The sequence below is a fragment of the Sphingomonas sp. BK036 genome (genome assembly GCF_004216825.1).
GTDB lineage: Bacteria > Pseudomonadota > Alphaproteobacteria > Sphingomonadales > Sphingomonadaceae > Sphingomonas.
The window spans coordinates 316,267-341,045 of sequence record NZ_SGXR01000003.1 but is presented as its reverse complement, the minus strand read 5'-3'; the positions used below and the strand labels follow the sequence as shown (position 1 = coordinate 341,045).

The following is a 24,779-nucleotide window of genomic DNA, read 5'->3' as shown; positions in this document are numbered from 1 at the left end:
CTCCCAATTGGGCCCCGGCGTTCGCCGGGGTGGTGCTAGCGCGTGGCGACAGCCTTCAGGAACGCCGCGATCTTGGTTTCATCCTTCGTGCCGGGCGCGCTTTCGACGCCCGAGGATACGTCGATCAACGCCGCCCCCGTCCGCCGGATCGCCTCCGCGACGTTCGCCGGATCGAGCCCGCCCGACAGCGCCCAGGGCAGGGGGTGCTTGAACCCGTCGAGCAGGTCCCAGTCGAACCTGAGCCCCATGCCGCCGGGCAGTGCGGCCGAATCGGGCGTCTTCGCGTCGTAGAGAATGCGGTCGGCGATCCCGGCAAACCCGTACGCGGCGTCGAGGTCGCCGCGCGTGCGGACCGCGACCGCCACCCAGGTCTCGATCCCGAACTTCGCGCGGATCGCGGCCGCGCGCGCGGGCGTCACCTTGTGGAGTTGCAGCACATCGAGCGCCGCCGACTCGACCGCCTGTTCGAGCATCTCGTCCTCGGGATCGACGAACACGCCCACCTTGGCGACGTGACCTGGCACGCGGGCGGCGAGTTCTGCGGCCTTCGCGAACGTCACGTGGCGCGGCGAGGCGGGGAAGAACACGAAGCCGACATGGCTCGCCCCATGGCGGATCGCGGCGTCGAGCGTTGCGGGGGTGGAGAGGCCGCAGATCTTGGCGGTGGTCATGATGTTCCTTTGATGCTCTCTGCGAAGCCGGCGCAAGCTTTCCCCGCAACCCATCCGTCATCCTGACGAAAGTCAGGATCCAGAGTAACAAACGCCAACCTTTATGGCCCTGGATCCTGACTTTCGTCAGGATGACGGTGAGGGGGGCAGCCCGTCAGGACGGCGCGTCCCTACAGCGTCGCGCCGATCGCGCGGGCGGCGGTGTCGGGGTCTTCGGCTTGCGTGATCGGGCGGCCGACCACGAGGATCGAGGCCCCCGCGTCGAGCGCCTGGCGTGGCGTGACGACGCGCTTCTGGTCGCCGATCTGTCCGTCGGGCAGCCGCACACCGGGCACCACGAAGAATCCCTTGGGCCAGATCGCCTTCGCCGCCGCAACCTCCGCACCCGAGCACACGATGCCGTCGACGCCCGCCTCGCGCGCGAGTTCGGTCAGGCGAGAGACCTGGTCGTGCGCGCTGCCGGTAATCCCGGTGGCGGCGAGATCGGACGCGTCGAGGCTGGTCAGCATCGTCACCGCGATCACCTTGGTGCCGATCGGTGCTGCTGCCTTGGCGTCCTCGAGCATCGCCTGCCCGCCGCTCGCATGTACCGTGAGGATCGCCGGTTTCAGCGTTCCGAGCGCCTGCACCGCCTTGGCGACGGTATTGGGAATGTCATGCAGTTTGAGATCGAGGAAGATCGGCAGGCCGAGCTCGGCCATCGCATGGACGCCGGCCTGGCCGTGCGCCGAGAAGAATTCGAGCCCGAGCTTGATCCCGCCGACATGATGGCGAACGCGCGCGGCGATCGCCTTGGCGCGCGCCAGATCGGGCGTGTCGAGCGCGACGTAGATCCGGCTGCTCATGACGCGATCCCTGCCGGTGCGACGACGGGCGTGACGGGCACCGTCATCGGCGACGTCACCGATGGCTCGGCAGGCGCGACCGCAACTGGCTCGGGCCGTGGCGTCCGCAGTTCGGCCAGTTCGCGCTCGCACGTCGACAGGCGTTGCCGCAGCCGCCACCGGATCGCGTGATTGTACAGCATCGTCGGCACGAACCCGATCAGGAAGGTGACGAACAGCAGCAGCGGCAGGTTCACATCGGCGATCAGGCCGCCCCAGAGCTGGATCTGCACGGCATTCCAGTTCGAGATCGTGAAGACTGCGGCGATGAACGCCGACAGACACCAGAACAGGATTTTCAGGAACTGCATGCGGCCACCTCTATCGTCTCCCCCGATGCCGAAGCGCCGATGGGTGTGCCAGAGCTACCGCCAAGCGGCCGGTTTGGCCAGTCTTGTGCAGAACAAGCGCAGCGTCAGCCGATTTCGGTCCTGATCTGCGCGATCAGCGGGAGGATCGCGGTCAGCCGGGGCTCCTCCTCGTCGAGGATCGCGAGGAACGCCGCGCGCTTGATCGCCGCGACCCGCCCCGGCTTCATCCGCACGGTCTGCGGCAGCGTGGAGACGGTGATGTCGATCATCCGCTCCGCCCCGTGCAGCCGCCCCCAGAGATAGTCGTTCTCGCGATAGGCGCGGCTGAAGAACGCGCCGAACGTACCGAACTGGATCCCCTTCAGCGTCGCCTCCGCGCCCCCCGACCGGATCGCGGTCGCATCGTCGGGCGCTATCCGGTCGACCTTGATCGGATCGAACTCGTCGAGACCCTCGCCCTGCAACAGCGGCAGCGTCGCGGTGTCGAAATAGGGGAAGCCGAGATAGGCGAGCAGCAATGCGCGCCGTGCGGGTTTGGCCAGCGCGGCGAACGCGTCCGCCAGCCGCTGGTCGGTCTCCGCATCGAGCTGTTCGAGCGCGAACGTCTCGCCGAGCGTTTCGAGCACCGCGGTTGCATCGCCCTTCATCGCGCGCACCGCGTCGTGCATCCCGGCGTGCATCTCTCCGCGCAGCCGATCGAGATAGGGCGACAGCGATTCGTAGATCGCGTCGCGCATCGGGGCGAGTTCAGGCTCGTCGGCGGCGGTCTCGACCTCCGACAGGCGCCGCGCCATCAGCCGCAGCCGGCGGATGCGAAAGCCGATGTCGAACGTCCGCAGGAACGCGATCGACGCGGGACTGGCGCCGCCTGCAAACCCCGAACCGAGGCCGTCCGCGCCCGTCGCCACGACCCGCGCGACGATCGCGGCGCGGATCTGCACCAGTCGCCGCGGACTGTGATGCCGCCCCGCCTCGTAGAGAAGCGCTGCGATCGTCTCGATCACCGCACTGCGTTTGAGATGCCCATAAGCGACGAAGCCATAGCCCGAACTCGCCGCGGCAGCCTTTTGTGCGCGCCGACGCCAAGCGATCAGCCGCGGCGCGGTCGGCCGGTCGAGGAACAGCGTGTGGCCGAACAGCGATTCGACATCGGCCTCTACCTCGGGACGGATCGCGGTGACGATCCCGCGCATCCGGTCGATCCGGGCAGAGCGTTCGGCGATCGCCTCCAGATTGTCGCGGATCGGTTGCTGGCGCGGAATGTCGCTGATCGCGCCGATGATCGTCTGGAAGAATCCGGGCGTGCCTTCGGCGCGGTTGAGCCGCAATTTGATCCCGGGGGAGGGGTCGATATAGATGAAACGCCGGTCGATCTGGCGGCGCGCAGGGCGGTCCTTCAGCGCGTCGAGCGCGGGGCGGAACGGCGCGTTGGCGAGCACCGACCCATCGATCAATACTGCGCCTTCGGCCGCGTTCGCCGCGGTATGGCGGGGCAGCACCCGCGCCAGGAACCCGCTGCGTCCCGGCCACACGATCTTGCGTTGCGCCAGGACGCCGTCGAGTTCGGCGACGGTGAACGGCGGGAACGCGCCCGGAAAGCTCGACGTCGCGCGCGCCGCGAAGGCCAGTTCCGCAGGCGGCGCCAGCGTGTCGCAGGCGCTGCTATTCTCGGTGAAGTCGACCACCAGCCGGTGCTCGGTCTCGACGACTTCGGCGGGCGAATTGAGCTGAAGGCGCTCGGGATGCCCCGAAAAATCGGTCACCGTCACGAACAGGTCGAGCGGCTGGCCCGGCGGCAACAGCCGCGGCCCGCGCTCGCTCGCCGCCATCGCGTCGAACGCGTCGAGCAGCAGGTTGGTAAAGGTCTTCCCCCCGAACGGCGGCTCGAACCAGCGCGAGCGGATGAAATGCGACAGCTTGGTGCGCACCTCCTCGCGAGTCGGATCGTCGAGCGCGTCGACCTTGTCGGTGCTGCGTCCCGCGGCCATCCACGCCAGCGGCATCGCCCAGGCCTTCGAGAAGCGCGATTTGGGTGCCGCCTCGGTATCGATCAGCGCCTCGACATCGGCGGACGTCATCCACAGGTCGGTCAGCGGATCGAGGCTCTGGCCGGTCGCGATCGCCTGCGCGAGGAAGATGCCGTTGATCCCGCCCGCGCTCGCACCCGCGACGATATCGGCGAGCACGCGAACGCGGATCGCCGCGTGCGTCTCGATCTCCTGGAGCAACGCGTGATACACGCCCTCGCTGCCGGTCTTCGGTGCTTCACCATCGTGGAACGCCCGGCTCGCACAGACCAGCCGCCAGATCTCCTTGGTAATCCCGTGCATGTAGACCGCCAGGCTGATCCCGCCATAACAGACGAGCGCAAGGCGCAGCTCCTTCTCGCGCATTCTACATCCCGTCCTGCATTGTCGTTGCGGCGATTATGCGGTTTCCTCGATCATCGGCTCCAGCATAGCCCAGATCGGCAGATGATCCGATGCCTTGCGCGCCGCCGGGCTCGTATGCACGCCGCATTCGACCACGCCGAGCTCGCGCGACACCATGATCCGGTCTAGCCGTGCGATCGCGCGCCGTGAGTGAAAACTCGGCCCCGTCTCGGCAAACGCATAGTCACGGCCGAAATCGCGCAGGCAGCCCGAGCCCGCGCTCCATTCGTTGAGATCGCCCATCATCACGGTCGGATGCCGGTCCGCGCAGGTATCGACATGCGTCATCACCGCCGCCGCCTGCTTGCGTCGCCACAGCCCCGACAGGTCGAGATGCATGCCCAGCACGCGGATCGTGCCGCCCCGCAGCCTTACGTCCGCCATCACCGCGCCGCGCGGTTCGAGCGCGGGCAGGTGGATCGCGGTGCACCCCAGGATCTCGGCGGATTTGCGGACGAGGATGACGTTGCCGTGCCAGCCCATGCTGAGCGAGCGCAGGCCGAAATCGACCGGGACCCAGTCGCTATGCTCTTCGAGAAGATGGTGCGGGAGGACGCACGCCTTGGCGCCGAACCGGCGATCGGCCTCCTGCAAGGCAATGACATCCGCGTCGATCTCGCGCAGCACTTCGACCACGCGCTCGGGGTTGCGCCGACGGTCGAGCCCGATGCCCTTGTGGATATTGTAGCTGGCGACCTTGATCATGCGTGCGGCCTATAACGCCGCGGGGCGATCCCGGTTGCGGCCGGGCCGTTTATGGCCGGTCATTCGCTGCCGATCGAGCAGGCACGTATCAGTTGGCGTAGCATTTCTGCATGTTGACCATGCGGCCGCGGCCATCGGTGTGCGTCGCGTCGCCGGGAAAGTCGCGCATCGTCGCGCCGAGCTTGGCCAGATCGTCGGGCGACAGCCAGCCCTGGATCTTGCCCTGCTCTACCGCCCAGCAATCGGCGGCGGCCTCGCCCGGACCGAAGATCTGGTGCGCGCATTCATGCGTGTACCAGAACAACTGCTGCGCGCGCGGCAGGTTGAGAACGCGCGGGTGGAGGATGATCCGGCCCTTATAGGCAGCGGCAATATCGTCGATCGGCTGGATCATCGTATCGACCGGGCCACAGGTCGCGCGGTAGCCCGCGAGCAGCAACGCGCCGGGGAGGATGAGGCGCTGGGCAGCGGCCGGTTGCGGAACGAGGGCGAGCAGCGACGCCGCAGCGCCTGCGAGAATATTTTTGAACATGGAGATCCTGGCCCCGCGAAACGCGAGGACGAGCAAGAGTGTTGCGCGACGATCGGTCGCGAACTGGTCAGTGGCGCGGCGGGCTATGCCGGTGGGCGCCGCTACCCGAAATACAGGTACAGGAGGCCGACCCAGATCAGCGCCGACACGAGTGCCGCGGCCGCTGTCAGGCGTGGTGCATGATCCGGGCCGTACAGGGCGGGGGTCAGAGCGAGGCTCAAGGCAAAGGGGTTCGGATGCATGGTCTGTCTCCGCCGATATCGGTCAAATCGCGTCATTCGGTGCGCTCGCCGGCAGCGGCGCAGGGAATGTTTCCGAACTCTTTGGCTTGGTGCGACTTAGCGCATCCAAAAAAGCGGGGTGGTGGCGAAATTCGCTCAACCGAGCCTAACCTATGTTGGTCGTACTTGATATACGCATGATAGGCGATAAGGATGCGTCAACTAAAGATATAAACCTAGGATAAGTTTCTTATTTTCGGATACTATTGGCCCGGATGAACGAAGTGACCAAAATATGTCTGAATTTCTAGATACTGGCGCCTGGTCGACCGGCGGAACGCAAACCGCTCCGCCGCAAGCACCATCCTTGTCCGCGCTCGATTTGCGCGACGGCTATATGGAAGCATTGGGGCGTTCCGACTCCGCGGCGCGGGTTCGCGAACGGATCGTGCACTATCCCGGCGCCGTCCGGATCCCGGCAAGCGATGTCGAGCTCTACATCGTCCGCAACTTCCTATCGCTCGAGGAATGCGCGGCGCTGGTCGCGCTGATCGATGCCGATCGCGTGCCGTCGCCGGTCGTCGCCGACGACCCCGTGCCGTCCTATCGGACGAGCGAGACCTGCTATCTCTACCCCGGCCCCGATGCGGTGGCGGTGGTGGAAAGCAAGCTCGACGAACTCACCGGGATCGAATCGATCTTTGGCGAGCCGCTGCAGGGGCAACGCTATGCGGTGGGGCAGGAATTCAAGCCGCATCACGATTTCTTCGACACCACGCAGCATTACTGGCGAAACCAGGTGCCGATCGGCGGGCAAAGGACGTGGTCGGCGATGACGTTCCTCAACGAACCCACCGAAGGCGGTCGCACGAATTTCCCGACCGCCGGTGTGGTGATTGCGCCCAAGGCGGGCAATCTGGTGATCTGGAACAACATGGATGTGCTCGGCCGGCCAAATCCGGGCTCGCTGCATCAGGGCATGCCGGTCGAGCAGGGTGTCAAATACGTGCTGACCAAATGGTATCGCGAGCGGCCCTGGGGCTAGTGCCGATCCGCGGCTGAGCGCCTGAGTCTATCCGCTCGCTCCGTCTAGTTCGCGGCACCCGTCGGGATCGCGAAGACGCTGCGCAACGGCTTGGTCTCGGGCAGGATGTAGACAATCCCGACCGTGCCGGTGAAGAGCGGCTTGACCACGCCGTCATAGAAGCTGGGTGGCACGTTGACGCAGCCATAGGAGATCCGGTTGTCGCTCGGCGTCGGCGAGGCGAGCCGTCCCGCGCGGTTGTCGACCCGACGGCCGACGATCACCCGGTGGAGCGACAGCGCGGCGTCATAGTCGATCCACAATATGTCCTGCTCGAAATCATGGCCGAGCGAGGCCTTGAACCGACCCGCCGGGGTGGTGCGTTCCGCAGGCAGGATGGTGGCGAGCTTGCGCTGGCCGATCCCGGGTACGCTCGCATCACCGTGCGCCATGCCGAGCAGCGCGGGCGCCGTCCCGCGCAACCCGCCGCTGCCGTCAAACGCGAAGACGACCGCGTTGACCTTGTCGATGACGAGGAACGGCAGGCTTTGGTTGTCGTGCGACGTCGCCACCCAATCGGCGGTAGCGCGCGCGTCGTCGGAAACAATATGGGTCCCGAACCGTGCAGGCGTTGGCGCGGGGGCAGACGTGGGCGCGGGCGCAGACGTTGGCGCGGGAGCAGACTGGGCAGCGCCCTGGGACGTCGTTGCCAAGGCAACGAGTCCCATCGCCAGCGCCCTGCGCCACGGCCTACCGATCATATCAATGCCGCGCCTGCTTGCGGGGATAGTTGGGCACCGCCGGCGCATTGGGCGGTGTCGGCTGCACGAACGGACGATCGGGCACGGGCTGCACGGTCTGCGGCGGGACGGGAGTTTCGAAAACGGGTTGCACCGTCTCTGGCGTGCCCGGGTTCTCGACGATGACCGTGCCCGGACGGACGGGCGGCGGGAACAAGACGCCACCCTCGACGACATCGACCGGCGGCGGTGACGATACCCGCAGGGGAACGGGCGGCACCTCGAGGAACGGGCGCGCTGCGGTCGGCAGGTTGGGCACGGGTGTCGGCGTGACCACGATGGGCGTCGTAGGCGTCGGCGTAGGCGTCGGCGTCGGCGTTGGGGTTGGGGTTGGGGTTGGTGTTGGCGACGGTGACGGTGCCGGTGCTGGCGAGGGGGCCGGAGCCGGTGCAGGCGCTGGTGCCGGAGCCGGAGCGGGCGCTGGTGCCGGGGCAGGTGCCGGAGCGGGCGCAGGAGCCGGGGCAGGCGCTGGTGCCGGAGCGGGCGCTGGAGCCGGGGCAGGCGCTGGTGCCGGAGCGGGCGCTGGTGCCGGGGCAGGCGCTGGAGCCGGGGCGGGCGCTGGTGCCGGAGCGGGCGCTGGTGCCGGAGCGGGGGCAGGAGCCGGGGCAGGCGCTGGTGCCGGAGCGGGCGCTGGTGCCGGGGCAGGCGCTGGAGCCGGGGCGGGTGCTGGTGCCGGTGACGGAGCCGGCGCGGGTGCCGGTGAAGGCGCAGGTGCCGGAGCCGGTGCAGCGGTAATCGTCCCGGTCGTGCGGAACCCGGCGACGCAGCATGAGCTTGCCAGCGCATATTGGTCGGCGTTCGCGCCGGTCAGCGTGTAACCGCTATAGCTGACACCGATCCCGGAGCCGGCATCGGTGCTGTCGAACGTCGCGGTCGCGTTGGTGCCGGCGACCAGCGACACGCCCGTCGGGCTGCCCGAGGTGGACGTCGTGTTGAACCCGCTCAGCACCGCCGCATTGGTGCCGTCGGCCACCTTCTGCGCGGTCGGGAACAGCAGCATGCGCTGCGTGATCGCGGCGCCCTCGGTCAGGACGAACTCGGTCGAGAAGTCGGTGGGCGTGGTGTACGAGACGGGGTTGTAGTTGATCGACACCGGTGCCGCGGTCACCGTGGTCGGCGGCGACAGCGCGGAGAACACGATCGTGCCGCCGTTGACGCCCGGCCCGGTGCCGTCCGACCCGGCGATCAGCGTCAGCCCGACCGGCAGGCCCAGGCTCTGCGCGGGGATCGTCGTGCCGCGAGTGAGCGTCACCGCCGCGTCGATCATCACGTCGTGCCCTGCGCACAAGGCGATGTTGCCGTCGGTCGTCGTGATGGCGTGAAACACCTGCACGTTGCGCCCGGCGTTCAGCAGGATGCTGCCATTGGTCGTCGTCAGATCGGCGTTGACGTTCACGTCTCGGCCGCAGCACGCGACGATGTTGCCGTTGGTCGCCGTGATCGGCGCATTGATGTTGACGTCGCGGAAGGCGTTCATCGTCAGCGTCGTCGGCACGCCCGACGCGGTCCACGCGACCGCGTCGTTGACGAAGATATCGCCATTGCCCGTCGTCGTGTCACCCGCGGCGGGGATCGTGCTGATAGTGATGCTGGTTGTCACGAGCTGTGCCGACAACGTCGAGCCCGAGATGTTGCCGCCTGCACCGATCACGTAATCCTGCGGATCGATCAGCCACATGCCGGTCGCACCCGATGGTGCGAAGGTCGAGACCTGCGTGCCGTCGGCGACGTTGACAGTAGCGGCCGACGTCTCGACGAAGCCGCCATTGCCGCCCACGGGGGCGCTGGCGTCGAGCGTGCCGGCGAGGCTGAGCGTGCCGGTCTTCATGTCGCCTAGCAGCAGGATCGTGCCGCCGCGGTTCTGCAACGTGCGCGCCTCGACGATGCCGGTGTTGTTGACTGCGGTGTGGAGCAGGTCGCCCGCACCTTGCGCGGTCATCACGACCTTGCCGCCGTCCGCTCGGATCAGCCCGCCATTGCGGACCAGCGCGCCGACCGCGCCCTTGTCGACCGCGACGTTGAGCAGCCCGTCACCGGCCACGTCGAGCGTGATCGCCTCGCCGCCCGCCAGCACGACCGTGCCGAAATTCGCCTTGATCGTGCCGCCATTCCCGACGTTCGCGCCGAGCAGCGCGACATAGCCGTTCTTGGCGTTGATCGTGCCGTCATTCTGGACGCTCGCGCCGCTCGTGCCCGCAAAACTGTTTTTGCCGGCGAGGAAATTAGCATCGGAGATGTTCAGCGTCGAGGCGACCAGCCCGCCGACATTCACGTTCGCCGTCTGCCCAAACAGGATGCCATTGGCGTTGACCAGGAACACCTTGCCGTTGGCCGACAGGTTGCCGAGGATCACCGACGGGTCCGTGCCGAGCACGCGGTTCAGCGCGACCGAGCTGCTGGTCGGCTGGTCGAACACGACGCTCTTGCCCTTGCCGATCGAGAAGGACTGCCAGTTGATCGCCGCGCGGTCGCTGGTCTGCGTCACGGTCAGCGACTTGCCGCCGGTCGCGATGCTCGCCTGGCCCGCCACGACCTCGCCGCCGGTCGGCAGCGTCTGCGCTTCGACCGGACGAGTCGCCGCGGTGCCGGCCAGGCTGAACCCGATCAGCCAGGCGAACCGCGCAAGCCCGGTGGTGCCGAACAGACCGCCACGCCGCGTCCGCGAGATTGCGGGGACGGCAGGCGCCGATGCGGCCGCGGGTCGGCGGGTATTTCTGATCGATGACGGGATGGCGGTCATGGGCGGTATCCTCGGTAGCGGCGTCGGGCCGCAGAATTTGGTGTGGCCAGCAAACCTGGCAGCGCGGTCAGAAGCTTTTCGAAACCTGGAACCAGGCGCGGCCCGACTTGTCGGGCGCGGACGTCGCATCGGCATCGCCAAGCTTGCGCGCATAGGTTGCGCGGACCGTGAAGTCGTACGGTGCGCTCCACGCCAGGCCGGCGCCGTAGGCGCTGCGCTTCGCGTGGTTCGAGCCGGTGAAATACGGATGCTTGACGTAGTCGACCTCGCCGACATCGACGAAACCGAACAGCTGGAGCGCACCCGGCACGATCTGCGGCAAGGCCACCCGCGCTTCGGCGGTCGCGACATAGCCCTGGTCGCCGTAAGCCTCGCCCTCGGGATAGGCGCGCACGGCATAGGCACCGCCCAGCTCCATCCGCTCGGAGATGTCCAGGTTGCTGAACGCGATCTGCCCGCGCGCCGAGGCGAACAGCGAGAGCGGGCCAGCGATCGTCTGCAACCGCGCGAAGCTGAACTGCAGCTTCCCATAGCTGCCGTCGGTACGTGCGGTCAGCGCGTCGATCGACCGTTCATACGCACCGCGGATGTCGAGATTGCCGACCGAATAGCTCAGCGAATAGGCGCTCCAGCCGCCGCCAAGCAGCGTGTCGTGCTCGTCGCCGCTCAGCCCTGCGGTGATGACCTGCGCACGGCGATAGCTGGTCGTGTCGACGATGCCGATCCGATCGTCGAACCACTTCACGTCGCCGCCAACAGTCACGTACAGGTTGTTGTTGCGCGAGCGGATCAGCGGATAGCTTGCGTAGACGCTGGCGACATCGGCATTGCCGCTGCCGTCGAGGCTGTCGAATTCCTTGCCGAGCGAATATTCGAGATGCGCATAGGCGACGCCCAGCGTGACCTGGCCGATCGGCGCCTGATAGGCTGCGCGGCCATAGGCGAGGCCCGTGAACGACGTCAGCGCACGCAGGCTAAGCACGTCGCCCGAGCCGGTCGGGTTGTTCCAGTTGACCACGCCGCCGACGCGGTAGGCGCCAGTGTAACGGTTGCCGGCGTTGTCGGCATCGACGCTGCCGGTGATGCTGCGGCCTGGCGCGACGTTGACGAGCAGGTCGGATGTCCCGACCGCGGTGCCGGGGCTGAGTGTCGAGCCGACGCGCACGCCCGGCAGGTCCGACAGCATCAGCAGGCGGCGTTCGAGCGGCGCGGCCGCGACCGGATCGCCGACGTCGAGCCCGGCGAGGATTCCGTTCGCGACACGATCGGACAACCGCGATTCATTCTTCACGCCGATCGCGCCGAAACGCCCCTCGACGACCGCGAGCGTCACGGTGCCGCTCTGCACGTCCTGTTCGGGAAGATAGGCCTGCGCGACGAAATAGCCGCGGCTGGCATAATAGGCCGTGATCCGAGCGGCGAGCGTCTTGAGGTCGGCCAGATCGAGCTCGCTGTTCGGCGTGAATCCGGACGCAGCGATCAGGTCGGCTTCGGGAAACAGCGTCGCGCCGCTCACGCGGAGCGAGCGGACAAGCGTCTTGGGGCCGCCGGTTGCCGGAATCGCGACCGGCGTCTTGCGCTCGAACCCGAGTTCGGGCGCGGGCTTCTCGACGAGTGGAGTCGGCGGAATCTGCTGGAGCTGTCCGCCGGCACCGATGGGAACCTGCGCCTCCGCAGCCTGGGCCGAAACCATCAGGGCAGCCGGGCTCACAGCCGCAAGCGCGGCCGCCCATAGGGTCGACTTGAACATGAACACCTCGAAAGTCACCGCGGATGGAAGGCACGGGTCTCCCATCCGCAGCAGCGGGAGCCGTTAGAAGAAGGGTAGTGCGCCCGAAGCGAGGACGAAGCCTTAACGGATCGCAGCGGCCCGATCTGCGTCGAACTGCGCTGCCATCGAAATCAGATGGTCGAAGCGTGAATATCAGGCCCAAGCCCGTCGCGTTGAGTCGCGCTGGATAGGCTAACGTTGCGCGCTTAACCTATGTAAGTCTTCCATAATTAATACAAGATGGAAACATGCGATCGTTGTGAAAAAATCACACGTTAGCGGATATTTAACCAACTTAGTACCATATGTTACAGAGTAGCCCGCCGTGATGGATTCGCATGCGTGCGGTTTGACGGGTGAAACTGGATAACATCTTACGCCGTTACGATTATCTGTTCGGTGAAGACTCGCGCCGAGCCAGGCTGTTTCGAACCCGGTACGGATGGCATCATGGGTGCACCGAGCAGGCAATAGTTCGGCTAGGGGGCAGGGGGCGCCGGTATCCGCACTTGCTGTCCCGCATGTAGGTAATCCGCCGAGAAGCCGGCAATGTCGCGAAGGCCGTGCCAGTCCGCAAACCGGACGTGACGCCAGCTTCGCTCGACCAGCCCGGCGGTGTGGAGCGTCTTGAGCATCCGGTTGACATGGACTGCGGTCAATCCGGTCGCCTGCCCGATCTGCTCCTGCGACATCGGCAGTTCATAGCCGTCGTCGGGGGTACGGCCGGCGGCGTCGCTGCGTACCGCGAACTCGCAGAGGAAATGCGCGACGCGGCGTAGGCCGTCGCGCGCGCCGATATTGACCATCCATTCGCGCGTGATCGCGTGGCGGATCGCCTGATGGACCCCCAAAGCCTGCGCGATCGCCGGGCGGCGCGCGGCGATCTGTCGCACTACCGCCAGGGGAACGGTCGCGACGTCTACGGCGGTTAGCGCACGCGTGTCGTGATCTACCGTTCGCAAATAGAGATGCTCGAGCCCGATACTATCCCCGGTGATCGCCAGCGAGACGATCTGAGACTTTCCCTCGCCATCATCCTTCTGACCGTAGCAATATCCGTTCAGCACGATCGACAAGGCATCGCCCCGGTCGCCCTGGCGCATCAGATAGCTCGCGGCTGGATAGGTCTTCCGGGCGAACGGCAATTGGAACAGGTGATTCCGGTCGTCCTCATCTAGCGAGGCGCCGGTGGCAAGCGTGTCGAAGAAACGGGCAAGTGTCGTATCGATGTCGCAGTGTCTCTAAAACCAAGCAGGTTGGACTGACGGTCTAGATCGACGCCGCCACGCATATCCCGCCGAATTAGAGGCAGATACTGATCCTAATATTACGACATTACGGCTGTATTGGGAAGATAAGTTGTAAATATGTGCTTCGGGGGTAACGCTATGAATAGTTTACGTTTCCGTTTAGGTAAATGGCCGATGCGGGCATGATCGCCAGCGGATCTTGCGATCCGCCGGCTCGAATGCCGCGCCGTACCGCGCTACGATCTGGCTCGATCATGTCGCGGTACGGCCGTGCTCAGCTCGAGCGCGCCTGGCGTCCGTCGATCGCGATCGTACCGGCGCGCGCCTGCATGGGCACCGTCACCGTTGCGGTCGCTGCAGCGTCGTCGTTCACGACGGCGACGCGTGTCGTCTTCGCCGTCGCCGCGCCGGCGCCGGTCCAGTTATGAACGGTTACCGCGATGCTCTTCCACCAGGGCTTGAAGCCGCCCTCGGGCTTGGCGAAGTCGATCGACAGGCCGGTCGGCGTGATCGTGCAGCGCACCGTCTGGCGGAAATAGCCGCGGCGCGTGTAGGCCAGGCTTCGGCCATCGTCCTCGTAGAGCGTCCCCATGCAGTCCGCGCCGGGATAGACGTCGAGGCGCAGCGGACCGTTCGGGGTTTCGCTCGTGCTCTGGACCAGCGGCTGGCGGGGCAGGATCGTGCCCGCGCGCACGAACACCGGCAGGTGATCGAGCCGCGGCGTCTCGGTCACGCGGTCGCCGAGCGTCCGCGCGGTGGGTACCGCCTGCGTCGCCGACTGGATCGGCCCGGCGGCGGCGGGTTCGGGCGTGCCGACGCGCTGTCCGGTCCAATAGTCGTACCAGCCACCCGCGGGCAGGCAGACGTCATAGGTCTGCGGCGATTCGGGCTTCGGCGGCGGCGCGATCAACAGCGACTTGCCAAGCGTGAACGCCATCGACTGGTCGCACGACGCGGTTGCCGCTGCCGGATAGTCGTAGAAGACCGGGCGCATGATCGGATCGCCCAACCGCGCATTCTGATCCGCCAGCGCGTAGAAATACGGCATCAGCCGATAGCGCTCCTCGATGAAGCGGCGGCGGATCGCGAGATGGTCGGGGCCGTCGACCCAGGGCTCGACGCGCGGCGTGCCCGTCGCCGAATGGTTGCGGAACACCGGCGTGAACGCGCCGATCTCGGTCCAGCGCGTGAGCAGGTCGGGGCTGGGTCCGCCCGCAAACCCGCTGACGTCGGCGGCGCTGTAGCCGAAGCCCGACAGGCCGAGGTTGATGATCTGCTGCACCGACAGCTTCAGATGATCCCAGGTCGCGCTGTTATCGCCGGTCCAGGTCACCGCGTAACGCTGCCCGCCGGCGTAGCTGGCGCGCGTCATCACGAACGGGCGCTCGTCGGGGCGCAGCTTGAGCAGCCCGTCATACGTCGCGCGGGTGTTGAGCATGCCGTAGACGTTGTGCGCCTCGCGGTGATCGGTGATCCGGCCTGCGAAATCGTCGCTGTCGATCCGGTGGCGCGTGTCGAGCGGCATCGTCTTGGTCGGCGTCTCGAAGATCGCCGGCTCGTTCATGTCGTTCCAGAAGCCCGCGATCCCGGCATCGAGGAACCCCTTATACTGCTCGCCCCACCATGTCCGCGCGGCGGTCTTGGTGAAGTCGGGGAACACCGACGGGCCGGGCCAGACCGGCGCGACATAGGGGGTACCGTCCGCGTTCTTGATGAACGCATCGGCCTTCATGCCACTCTGGTACGGCGCATAGCCCTGCTCGACCGCGGCGATGTGCAGATCGGTGATCGCGACCAGCTTGATCCCGTCCGCCTTCATCTCGGTCGCCAGCTTGGGCAGATCGGGGAAAGTTTTGGCGTCGGTGGTGAAGGGGCGGTTGCGATCCTGATAGCCGATGTCGAGCCAGATCACGTCGGTCGGCACGCGGTCGCTGCGCAGGCGGGCGGCGATCTGGCGGACTTCGTCGGCCGAGCCATAGCTGTAGCGCGACTGCTGATAGCCGAGCGCCCATTTCGGCGCGAGCGGCGCATGGCCGGTCAGGTCGGCATAGCGCCGCGTGACCTCCGCCATCGAGGGGCCGGCGATGAAGTAATAGTCGATCGCGCCGTCGGGGCCGCCGAACGACAGCGTCTCGGCATCGCGGTGGCCGAAATCGAACCAGGTGCGATAGGTGTTGTCGAGCAGGATGCCGTAGCTGCCACCTGCACCGCCGCTGCCGATGAAGAACGGGATCGACTTGTAGATCGGATCGTCCGCGCTGCTGAACCCGAACGCATCGGTGTTCCAGTCGACAAAGCCGTGGCCGCGGCGGTCGAGCCCCTGAGTCTTGTCGCCGAGACCGTAGAAATGCTCGGTGATCGGCAGCGTCTTGGCGATCGTGAACGCCTTGCCGTCGGTGCTGACGGGGGCGGCATCGGCGGAGATGATCTTGCCGTCGAGCGTTTCGAACGTGATCGCGCCGCCCGCACCGATGCGGACGCGGACGCTGGCGGTCGTGAAGCCGTCGGGGGCGGCGGTCACCTTGGTTGCCTGCTTGCGGGTCGCAGCCGTCACCGCCCAGCTCGCATCCTCGGCGAACGCGCCGTTCTTGGCGACGCGCACGCGGACGAGCCCGTCGGTCATCGCGGTGATCCGCGTCGTCATCGCGCCGGCACGAACCTCGACGCCGTCATGGCGCGGGGTGAGCGTGCGGGCGGCGAGCGTGGTCGTCTGCGCCTGGACGGGGACGCTGCACAGGCCGGCGGTCGCGGCGAGCAGGAGGGCGAGATGTTTCATGCAATATCCTTGAGGTCCGCGAGGCGGAGACGAGAGGCGTGCGACCCGAAATTCATCGCGCATCGGGTCAGGAAATCGTCGATCCGGGTCATGTCGACCGGGTCGATATCCGCACCGGGCGGGATCAGCCGCGCAGGCTCGGGGAAGGTGCCGTAGCCCGCGAACAGGCAGTGCCAGCTGATCGCGGAATAATAGCGGGCAAGCCCGGCGCGATCGATCGCCGCGACCATGTCGGCGCCGGTGAACCAGGCGGACATCAGCGTCTTCAGGTCGTCGGACAGCGCTTCGATGCCGCGCGCTTGTGCCCAATAGCCGGTCGGATCGTCGTGGCGCTGGTTCAGCCGGTAATGCGCGACGATGTAATCGCGGACCCCGTCATAGCGTGCGGCGATCCGCGTGTTGAACGCGCTGCGCACCGCATCCGTCGCACCGCCCGCGTCCACCCCGTCGAGGAACGCCTCGACCGTCGCGATCACCAGATGCAGCGCGGTCGCCTCGAGCGGTTCGAGGAAGCCCTGCGCCAGCCCAACCGCGAGCGCGTTGTGCGACCAGCTGTCACGCACGCGACCGACGCGCATCTTGAGGTGGCGAGCTTCGCCGGCCTCGGTCCCGACATGCGCGCGCAGCTCGGCCTCGGCCTGCGCTTCGGTCAGGTGGCGGCTGGAATAGACATAGCCGTTGCCGTTTCGGCTGGTCAGCGGGATGTGCCACGCCCAGCCCGCCGACAGCGCAGTCGCGCGGGTCTGGCTGGGGATCGGCGCGCCGGGGGCGTGGGCGGTCGGCATCACCACCGCGCGGTCGTTGAGCAGCGCGTCGGCATAGCTAACGAACGGCACGTCGAGCGCCGCGAAGACCGTGCTGCGAAACCCGCTGGCGTCGACGAAGAAGTCCCCTTCGATCCGCAAGCCGTCGGTATCGATCAGCGCGGCGATTCTGCCGGTCGGGATGCGCTCGACGCTGGCGATCCGGCGCTGGAGATGGTCGACGCCGAGCGTCCCGGTCGCATGCGCGGCGAGGAACGCACCGACCTTGTACGCGTCGAAATGATAGCCGTAGCTCACCTCGAACGGGAAGCTCTCGGCGGGCTGTGGCGCGCAGTGCGCGGCGGCGAGGCGGGCGGGGAGCAGGAACCGGTCGGGATGCGCCTCGACATCGCGGCCCGTCCGAAGCGCGCGCGTGTTGTAGAAGAACTGCGACGCGGTGTGGCCGTCGAGCGCGGTGGGGAAGGGGTGGAAATAGCGCTCGTACCCCGCGCGGTCCGACCAGCCCTCGAACCCGATCCCGAGCTTGTAGGTCGCGTCGCACGCCGGCATCCACACGTCCTCGGCAATGCCCAGCGTGTCGAAGAAGTGCTTGAGTTGCGGCGTCGAGCCTTCGCCGACGCCGACGATGCCGATCTCCGGGCTCTCGACCAGCGTGACCCGCATGCCGCGCGCACGCCAGCGATGCGCGATCAGGCACGCGGTCATCCACCCGGCGGTGCCGCCGCCGAGGATGACGATGTGCTGGCCGAGCCCGTCGATCACCGCCGCAGCACCAGCCCCGACAGCGGCGGCAGGACGGTCGTGTCGGCGCCCTCGGTGGCGAACAGACAGTCGCCATCGGTCGCGATCCCGGTCGGCCAGTCGCGTGGCTGCTCGCCCAGATTGAACGCGCAGAGCAGGGTCTCGTCGTCGCATACACGCTCGAACGCGATCAGGACGTCGTCGCTGTGGACGATCCGCAGGTTGCCCGTCCGCAGCGCCGGATGCGCTTTCCGCGCCGCGATGAGTGTCCGCGTCCAGTGCAGCAGCGACGCCGTGTCTGCCTCCTGCACGTCGACTGCGATGGCCCGGTGATCCTCGCCGAACGGTAGCCAGGGCTGCGTGCTGCCGAATCCGAGATCCGCTGCCGCGCCGATCCATGGCATCGGCGTGCGCGCGCCGTCGCGCGACAGCGTCAGCGGCCAGTTGGCGATCGCCTCGGGATCGAGCAGGTCGGCAAACGCGATGTCGACCTGCGTGAGCCCCAGTTCCTCGCCCTGGTACAGGAAGATGTTGCCGCGCAGCGCGACCAGCAGCAGCATCTTCATCCGTGCGAACGCCTCGCGCCGGTCTGGCGTCGTCCAACGCGAGATCGCGCGCGGCGCGTCGTGATTCTCGAACGCCCAGCTCGGCCATCCGAGCCCAGGCGTATCGGGCCAGTTGCCGACCGCATCGACGATCAGCTCGGGCGTCAGCCGGTCCGCATACAGGAAGTCGAATCCGTATGCGCTGTTCAGCCGTCCGTTGCCGCCGGTGAACAGCTTCATCTCGCGGTCGCTGTCATCGCCGCCGACTTCGGCGACCGTGAACCCGGTGCCGTGTTCGTCGAGCATCGCGCGGATCCGCTCGATGAAGCCGACGATGTCGGGGTGGCTCTGGTTGTGCAGCTTCAGCTGGAAATCGAACGACCGCGTGCGCGCGCGATTGGTCGCGGGCGCGGGCGGATTGTCGGTCAGCGCCGGGTCGTGCATCGCGAAGTTGATCGCATCGAGGCGGAAGCCGTCGACGCCGCGATCCAGCCAGAACTTGGCCGTGCCGATCAGCGCGTCCTGCACCGCAGGGTTGTGGCCGTTGAGCTGTGGCTGGTCCTTGAGGAAATTGTGCAGGTAATATTGCCCACGCCTGGCATCCCAGGTCCAGGCCGGGCCGCCGAACACCGACTGCCAGTTCGACGGCGGCGTGCCGTCGGGCTTGGCATCCGCCCAGACATACCAGTCCGCCTTGTCGCTGCTGCGCGACGCGCGGCTCTGGCGGAACCAGTCATGCTCCTCTGACGTGTGCGAATAGACCTGATCGATGATGATCTTGAGGCCCAGCGCGTGCGCGCGCGCGATCAGCGCGTCGAAATCGTCGAGCGTGCCGAAGATCGGATCGACGTCGCGGTAATCCGACACGTCATAGCCGAAATCCTTCATCGGCGAGGTGAAGAACGGCGACAGCCACACCGCGTCGACGCCGAGTGCGGCGACATAGTCGAGATGCGCGGTGATGCCGTTCAGGTCGCCGATCCCGTCGCCATTCGCATCGGCGAAACTGCGCGGATAGATCTGGTAGATCGTGGCGCCCTTCCACCAGGGCGTCGTCGGTGTCTGGGTAGCGGTCATCGGTCTCGATCGTAGAAGGGGGGCGTCGGCGACGGTCATGCCGCAAGGCTCGGCGCGGCGGCGCAATGCTGGGCGACGAACGCCGCATGGTCCTGCATCTGGTTTGCCTCGCGCGCGTTCAGCTTGTCGATCGTGTCCATGAATTCGCCCAGGTCCGCGGTCGATATCGCGTCCGCCAGGGGGTGATGGCCGTCCGGCACGATGCCTTGCCCGGCCAGCACCTGCAGCCAGCCGACCTCGGTGAACAGCTCCTCATGCTCGCGCACGATGTGGCCGTTGCCGCGCCACAACGCGATCTTCGCGGCCAGCGTATCGGGCACAGCCATGTCGCGGCACTGGCGCCAGAACGGCGTGTCGTCGCGCGTCGTCGCCTTGTAGTGGAGGATGATGAAGTCGCGGATGCGCTCGTATTCGAAGTCGCTCTGGCGGTTGAACTCGGTACGATCGGCCTCGGCGATCACGCGGCCTGGCAGCAGCTTGAGCAGTCGCGCGATCGCCGACTGGATTAGGTGGATGCTAGTCGATTCGAGCGGCTCCATGAACCCCGCCGCCAGTCCGAGTGCGACGACATTGTGGTTCCACATCCGCTTGCGCCGACCGGTGCGGAACGTGATCGTGCGGGGATCGGCCATCGCCGGCGTGTCGAGCCCGCTCAGCAGCGTCGCGGTCGCCTCGTCCTCGCTCATATGCGCGCTCGAGAAGACGACGCCGTTGCCGGTCCGGTGCTGCAACGGGATCCGCCACTGCCAGCCAGCAGCGTGCGCGGTCGAGCGCGTGTACGGCGTCACCGCTTCACTCCGCGCCGACGGCACCGCGATCGCGCGGTCGCACGGCAGCCAGTGCGTCCAGTCCTCGTACCCCGTGCGGAGCGCCTCCTCGATCAGCAGCCCGCGAAACCCGGTGCAGTCGATATACAGGTCGGCGGCAACGGTCGTGCCGTTCTCGAGCACGAGCCCGGACACATCCCCGCTCTCGCCGTCGCGCGTCACGCGGACGATCTTCCCCTCGATCCGGTTGACGCCGCGCGTTTCCGCATACCGCCGCAGATAGCGCGCGTAGAGAGCCGCATCGAAATGATAGGCGTACGGCATCGACGCCAGCGCGCGGGACGTGCGTGCAGGCCCGCGCTGCATTCGCCCGGCCATCGCGGCATGCGTGTTGAGCGAGTAGGCACCCAGATCGCCGGCAAGCCCAAGCGACCGCGCGCGCAGCCAATATTGGTGGAACGGCAAAAGGCCGACGTCGCGCCCGACATCGCCGAACGCGTGCATGTAGCGATGTCCCGGCTTGAACCAGTCGACGAACTCGATGCCCAGCTTGAACGTGCCGCCGGTCGCGCGGAGGAACGCGTCCTCGTCGAGCCCGAGCGCGTCGTTGAACAGGTGGATCTGCGGGATCGTCGCCTCGCCGACACCGACCGTGCCGATCGCGTCGGACTCGATCAGGTCGATCTCGTATCCCGTCTCCAGGAAGCGGGCGAATGTCGCCGCCGCCATCCATCCGGCGGTACCGCCGCCGGCGATCACGATACGCAAAGGGTGATTGGCCATCGTCTGCGTCCCCGCCTCGAAACCGTCAGGTGCCGCCACTGCGGAGCAAGCGCGGGGCGGCATCAACCGCCCCGCAATCGGCATCAGAACTTGTAGGTGATGCCGACATAGTAATCGCGACCATAGCGCTGGTAATCGATAACCTGGCGCGGATCGTCGTTCTGGTACGTAACAAACGGCCGGTCGGTGAGGTTCTTCGCCTGCGCCAGGATCGCGAAGTTCGCGAGCGGCCCCGACTGGAACTCATAGCCGATCTGCGCATCCAGGATGCCCTCCGACCGCGCGGTGCGGTAGGTCGGGTTCGCCGACAGACCCGCGACCTCGGCGAGGAAGCTCGAGCGGTAGCGATAGTTCGCGCGCGCCTGGAAGCCCCATTTCTCGAAATAGATTGTGCCGCTGGCGGTGTATTTGGACAGACCGGGCAGCGTGATCGCCTCGGTCGGGTTGCTGCCATATTTGATCGTCGACTGCGTGTAATTGCCGCTCGCGAACATGCCGAACCCGTCGAGCGCGGACGTGATCGCCTTGAATGGCAGCGACAAGGTCGCCTCGACGCCGAGCACTTCGCCGCGACCGGTATTGGCGGGCGAGGAGACGTTGCCGGTCGTCTGGCCCGCCGCGATCACCTGCGCCTGCTGCGCCGCGGTCAGTGCGGGGAGCAGCGCCGAGAAGTCATAGGGCAGCGAGTTGTTCGGATCGACGAAGTCGGTCAGGTGCTTGAAATAGCCGGACAGCGCGACATAGCCGCCCCCTGCGAAATACTTCTCGAACGACAGATCGACGTTGGTCGACTGATAGGGCTTCAGATTGACGTTGCCGCCGGTCGAGGTGAACACCGGGAACAGGCCGGCAGGCGTCTGGCCAATATTGGTCAGGTTGATCGCGACGTCCTGCGTGACCCGCTCCTGATCGAGACGCGGACGCACCATCGTCTGCGACGCGCCGACCTTGACGAAGCCCAGCGGCACCAGTTCGACCGACATCGTCGCGGAGGGCAGGAAGTTGGTGTACTTCACCGACTGCGTCACCGGTGCGATCGTCACCGCGCCGCCGACGACGCTGGCGATCTGCCCGGTCGAGCTCTGGTCCGAATGCACCACCTGCGCGCCGATCGAGCCCTTGAGCGGTTTGTCGCCGACCAGGCCGTCAATCGTGACCTTGGCATAGCCGGTCCAGATCTTCTCGAGCACGACGTTGTCGCGGACGAGCGCTGAGGGACGGCCATCGAACGCCGAGGTCAGCGACTGGTTGTAGAGGTACAGCGGATCGAGCGTCAGCATCTGCGGGATGCCGAGATAGTCGAGCGCCACATTCGAGCCGAGCAGCGCCTCGCTGGGGACGTTGCCGCTGAGCGGCGTCCCGCTGGCGACGGTGCAGTTGGTGCCGCCGCCGCTCGGGCAGAGGAAGTACGAGGTGTACGCGCTGGTCTTCTTGCGCTGGCTGTAATTGGCGCCGGCTTCCCAGCCCTTGACGACGCTGTCCGAAAACTCGCCGTTGAGGCTGGCGCGCAGCGACTTCAGATCGTCCTTGAAGCTCGGCCGGTTGAGGAAGCCCGTCTGGACGACCGGCTGATTGCCGTTGTTGCCCCACCCCTGCGGATCGGTCAGCTTGAATATGTTGGTGTTGGTGTAGTCGAGCGTCGGCGCGAAGGTGTAGGTGCCATTGCCGTTCTGCTTGACCGTGACGGTGTCCGCCGCGCCGCTCTTGGCAAAGCCGGTGCCGGTGTTCGTTTCGAGCAGGAAGTCGGTGCGGTCCGCACGGCTCCAGCTCGCATCGACGTTGAGGTGGATCGTATCGGTCAGCTTGAGGTCGTTGTTCCAGCCGAACGAGTAATTGTCCGCCTTGCGCTGGTTATAGTCGTTGCGCTGCACCGCGAAGACGTTGCTGAACGTTGCATCCGTGGCAAAGCCGTTGCTGACGGTCACCCCGGACACGGTCGTGCCGTTAGGCGACGTCGGCGTCGTCAGCTGGCCAGCCAGCGGGAATTCGATGCCGCGCAGGATCTGCGTTTCCTCGAAATGCGAATACAGCGCGTCGAAGGTCGAATGGAACGTGTCGGACGGCTGCCACTCGATCGTGGCGACGCCGCCATAGCGCTTCAGCTTGTTCGACTGGACATAGGGCTTCGCGCCGTTGACGAGGTACGGGTCGCTCGCGGTGCCGGTGCCGCTATAGCCCCACGCATTGTAGCGCTCGTTCTGCGACGGCGTCTGCGTTGCGGATACGCCGATCGCGATGCCCAGCGTGTCGTTGGCGAACTTGTCGACATAGGTCGCCGACGCACGATAGCCGTAGCGCGTGCCGTCGGGATTGAGCTTGTCGATGCCGTTCATCTGCGCGCGTGCGCTGACCGCGATGACCCGGTGCGCCTGGTCGAGCGGACGCAGCATGCGCAGGTCGACCGTCCCGGCGACGCCCGCCGCGATCAGTGACGCATCGGCCGACTTGTAGACGTTGACGGTCTTGAAGAATTCCGACGGATACTGGTCGAACTCGACGCCGCGATTGTCGCCGGTCGTCACCTGTTCGCGGCCGTTGAGCAGCGTGGTCGAGAAATCGGGGCCGAGGCCGCGGATCGACAGGCGCTGGTCACGGCCTTCGAGCCGCTGCGCGGTCACGCCAGGCAGACGCGCGAGCGAATCTGCGATCGACACGTCGGGCAGCTTGCCGATGTCCTCGGCCGACACCGAGTCGACGATCAGGACCGACTGGCGCTTGATCTTGGCGGAGGATTCGAGGCCGGCGCGGATGCCGGTGACGACGATCTCGCCGCCGCCCGGTGCGTCGTCCTGCGCCACTGCCTCGGGTGCCGGTGCGTCCTGCGGGGCGGCCGGCACCGCGTCGGCGGGCTGCGGCGTCGGTTCGGCGGCGGTGGTCACCGCGTCGACCTGCGCTGCTGCGGTCGGGTTGGCGTTCGCAGTCCCCGGCGTCACGCTCGTCGGCGCGACCTGGGCGAAGACAGCCTGGCCGGGCAGGATCAGCGCGGCGGCGAGCGCGGTGGCGCTGACGCGGAGCGCAAGGCGCGTGTGCGTCGTCGGGCCGAACGTCGCGAGAGCGCGGTATGATTTAAAATTGCTCATGAAATCCCCTTCGGCGAGACGGGTCCCGCGCATCCTCAACGCTGTTTGTCAGTGTCCTCGACGTCGTTCAGGCGCGTCGATTGTCCTGGGGATGCTGTACCGCCCTCGGGGTCGTAACAGAAGAAACCAGCATACGTATTCACAGCGATGTCAGCGCTGTACGCGGCAGCGCTGCGCGTGACGTGGGCGCCCGCGCCCTCAGTCGTCGAACAGGAACAGGTTGAGCGTCAGCCGCCCCGCCAGTGGATCAGTGTGCAGCACGACCTCGGGCGGCAGATAGGCGCAGTGCAGGGTGTTCCCCGCATAGACGATCGCGCGATTGAAGACCGCGGGCTGCACCGCGATCCGTTCGTACAGCGGCGTATCGTCAGCGATATAACCTGCGTCGGGCAGACCGTGTGTCCGCACATCGGTATCGAGCGCGGCCCTGTACCGGTCGAGGCGCGATGCATCGACGGTCTCATAGCCCGTCGCGCGTTGCCGGTAGAAGGCGGTGCCGCCCTGTTCGCCGTGGCCGAGGAACAGTAGCACCGCGATGCGGCGCGGCTCGACTCCATCGAAATGCGGTAGCCGCTGGATCGGCGCGAGGTCGGCAGGGGCGGTGGTGACCAGCGAATAATAGCTTTCCGACACCGCCGGCGCGGGGTCGAGCGCGAAATGCTCGGCCAGCAGCGGCGCGATCCGCCGGCGCATCGTCTCCGCGAGGCGAGGCGGCACCGCCGCGCGGACGCCGGGATAATGCGGCCCGATGCTGGTCATGCGCAGGCTTGCGGCATCCTCGCGCAACGCTTCCGGATCCGGCCAGAAATCGTCGATGGCGATCAGCGGGCGTCGCTCGGTGCCCTGGTGGTGGATCGTGAACTTGGCGGCGTCGGTCATCGGCGTACCCATGCCGCTGTCGCCGG

Annotated in this window: 17 protein-coding genes; 1 reads left to right on the top strand and 16 read right to left on the bottom strand. The window is 66.8% G+C overall.

Annotated elements, in window-relative coordinates; translation table 11 throughout:
- Positions 1–35 precede the first annotated feature (35 nt).
- The 6 genes from EV283_RS01590 to EV283_RS01565 all read right to left on the bottom strand — a co-directional run bounded on the left by EV283_RS01590 (position 36) and on the right by EV283_RS01565 (position 5,535).
- Positions 36–674, bottom strand: coding sequence for a phosphoribosylanthranilate isomerase (locus EV283_RS01590; protein ID WP_130323832.1), 639 nt, complete (start codon positions 672–674; stop codon positions 36–38).
- 167 nt (positions 675–841) lie between these two features.
- Complete coding sequence (gene pyrF, locus EV283_RS01585) at positions 842–1,516, bottom strand: orotidine-5'-phosphate decarboxylase (protein WP_130322160.1); 675 nt, start codon at positions 1,514–1,516, stop codon at positions 842–844.
- Entirely contained in the window at positions 1,513–1,866 is a 354-nt protein-coding gene (locus tag EV283_RS01580) for a LapA family protein (RefSeq protein ID WP_130322158.1), read from the bottom strand. Before EV283_RS01580 ends, pyrF begins: the two co-directional genes overlap by 4 nt.
- 104 nt (positions 1,867–1,970) lie before the next feature.
- On the bottom strand, positions 1,971–4,259 hold the full coding sequence (locus EV283_RS01575; protein ID WP_130322156.1) for a patatin-like protein: 2,289 nt from the start codon (positions 4,257–4,259) through the stop codon (positions 1,971–1,973).
- A 33-nt stretch (positions 4,260–4,292) separates the two neighbouring features.
- Positions 4,293–5,003 carry an endonuclease/exonuclease/phosphatase family protein gene (locus tag EV283_RS01570; RefSeq protein ID WP_130322154.1) on the bottom strand — a complete coding sequence of 237 codons (711 nt, stop codon included), beginning with the start codon at positions 5,001–5,003 and terminating at the stop codon, positions 4,293–4,295.
- Between the two features lie 88 nt (positions 5,004–5,091).
- Positions 5,092–5,535 carry a hypothetical protein gene (locus EV283_RS01565; RefSeq protein WP_130322152.1) on the bottom strand — a complete coding sequence of 148 codons (444 nt, stop codon included), beginning with the start codon at positions 5,533–5,535 and terminating at the stop codon, positions 5,092–5,094.
- Between the two features lie 588 nt (positions 5,536–6,123).
- Here EV283_RS01565 and EV283_RS01560 point away from each other — a divergent pair.
- Positions 6,124–6,801, top strand: coding sequence for a 2OG-Fe(II) oxygenase (locus EV283_RS01560; RefSeq protein ID WP_165391670.1), 678 nt, complete (start codon positions 6,124–6,126; stop codon positions 6,799–6,801).
- 44 nt (positions 6,802–6,845) lie between these two features.
- Here EV283_RS01560 and EV283_RS01555 read toward each other — a convergent pair whose 3' ends face one another.
- The 10 genes from EV283_RS01555 to EV283_RS01505 form a co-directional block, all read right to left on the bottom strand.
- Positions 6,846–7,352, bottom strand: a complete 507-nt coding sequence (locus tag EV283_RS01555; RefSeq protein ID WP_242615740.1) for a L,D-transpeptidase — start codon at positions 7,350–7,352, stop codon at positions 6,846–6,848.
- Positions 7,353–7,542: 190 nt separating this feature from the next.
- Positions 7,543–10,320 carry a filamentous hemagglutinin N-terminal domain-containing protein gene (locus tag EV283_RS01545; protein WP_242615739.1) on the bottom strand — a complete coding sequence of 926 codons (2,778 nt, stop codon included), beginning with the start codon at positions 10,318–10,320 and terminating at the stop codon, positions 7,543–7,545.
- A gap of 67 nt (positions 10,321–10,387) precedes the next feature.
- Positions 10,388–12,070 (bottom strand): ShlB/FhaC/HecB family hemolysin secretion/activation protein, encoded by a 1,683-nt coding sequence (locus EV283_RS01540; protein ID WP_130322146.1) that lies wholly within the window; start codon positions 12,068–12,070, stop codon positions 10,388–10,390.
- Positions 12,071–12,570: 500 nt separating this feature from the next.
- Complete coding sequence (locus EV283_RS01535) at positions 12,571–13,236, bottom strand: Crp/Fnr family transcriptional regulator (protein WP_130322144.1); 666 nt, start codon at positions 13,234–13,236, stop codon at positions 12,571–12,573.
- Positions 13,237–13,615: 379 nt separating this feature from the next.
- A complete protein-coding gene (locus tag EV283_RS01530; RefSeq protein ID WP_130322142.1) occupies positions 13,616–16,117 on the bottom strand; it encodes a TIM-barrel domain-containing protein in 2,502 nt (833 codons plus the stop codon).
- Positions 16,114–17,643, bottom strand: coding sequence for a tryptophan halogenase family protein (locus EV283_RS01525; RefSeq protein WP_130322140.1), 1,530 nt, complete (start codon positions 17,641–17,643; stop codon positions 16,114–16,116). Before EV283_RS01525 ends, EV283_RS01530 begins: the two co-directional genes overlap by 4 nt.
- Positions 17,640–19,244: an alpha-amylase family glycosyl hydrolase gene (locus EV283_RS01520; RefSeq protein WP_130322138.1), complete on the bottom strand. Its 1,605-nt coding sequence runs from the start codon at positions 19,242–19,244 to the stop codon at positions 17,640–17,642. The genes EV283_RS01525 and EV283_RS01520 overlap by 4 nt, the downstream gene beginning before the upstream one ends.
- Positions 19,245–19,279: 35 nt before the next feature.
- Complete coding sequence (locus EV283_RS01515) at positions 19,280–20,794, bottom strand: tryptophan halogenase family protein (protein WP_130322136.1); 1,515 nt, start codon at positions 20,792–20,794, stop codon at positions 19,280–19,282.
- An 83-nt stretch (positions 20,795–20,877) separates the two neighbouring features.
- Positions 20,878–23,874 (bottom strand): TonB-dependent receptor, encoded by a 2,997-nt coding sequence (locus EV283_RS01510; RefSeq protein WP_242615738.1) that lies wholly within the window; start codon positions 23,872–23,874, stop codon positions 20,878–20,880.
- 198 nt (positions 23,875–24,072) lie between these two features.
- On the bottom strand, positions 24,073–24,753 hold the full coding sequence (locus EV283_RS01505) for a DUF6445 family protein (RefSeq protein ID WP_130322133.1): 681 nt from the start codon (positions 24,751–24,753) through the stop codon (positions 24,073–24,075).
- Positions 24,754–24,779: the final 26 nt, after the last annotated feature.

Coding starts and splice junctions, on each gene's coding strand:
- EV283_RS01510 (WP_242615738.1), bottom strand. CDS start 23,874: ATGAGCAATTTTAAATCATACCGCGCTCTCGCGACGTTCGGCCCGACG.
- EV283_RS01515 (WP_130322136.1), bottom strand. CDS start 20,794: ATGGCCAATCACCCTTTGCGTATCGTGATCGCCGGCGGCGGTACCGCC.
- EV283_RS01565 (WP_130322152.1), bottom strand. CDS start 5,535: ATGTTCAAAAATATTCTCGCAGGCGCTGCGGCGTCGCTGCTCGCCCTC.
- EV283_RS01505 (WP_130322133.1), bottom strand. CDS start 24,753: ATGACCGACGCCGCCAAGTTCACGATCCACCACCAGGGCACCGAGCGA.
- pyrF (WP_130322160.1), bottom strand. CDS start 1,516: ATGAGCAGCCGGATCTACGTCGCGCTCGACACGCCCGATCTGGCGCGC.
- EV283_RS01545 (WP_242615739.1), bottom strand. CDS start 10,320: ATGACCGCCATCCCGTCATCGATCAGAAATACCCGCCGACCCGCGGCC.
- EV283_RS01580 (WP_130322158.1), bottom strand. CDS start 1,866: ATGCAGTTCCTGAAAATCCTGTTCTGGTGTCTGTCGGCGTTCATCGCC.
- EV283_RS01540 (WP_130322146.1), bottom strand. CDS start 12,070: ATGTTCAAGTCGACCCTATGGGCGGCCGCGCTTGCGGCTGTGAGCCCG.
- EV283_RS01575 (WP_130322156.1), bottom strand. CDS start 4,259: ATGCGCGAGAAGGAGCTGCGCCTTGCGCTCGTCTGTTATGGCGGGATC.
- EV283_RS01570 (WP_130322154.1), bottom strand. CDS start 5,003: ATGATCAAGGTCGCCAGCTACAATATCCACAAGGGCATCGGGCTCGAC.
- EV283_RS01530 (WP_130322142.1), bottom strand. CDS start 16,117: ATGAAACATCTCGCCCTCCTGCTCGCCGCGACCGCCGGCCTGTGCAGC.
- EV283_RS01520 (WP_130322138.1), bottom strand. CDS start 19,244: ATGACCGCTACCCAGACACCGACGACGCCCTGGTGGAAGGGCGCCACG.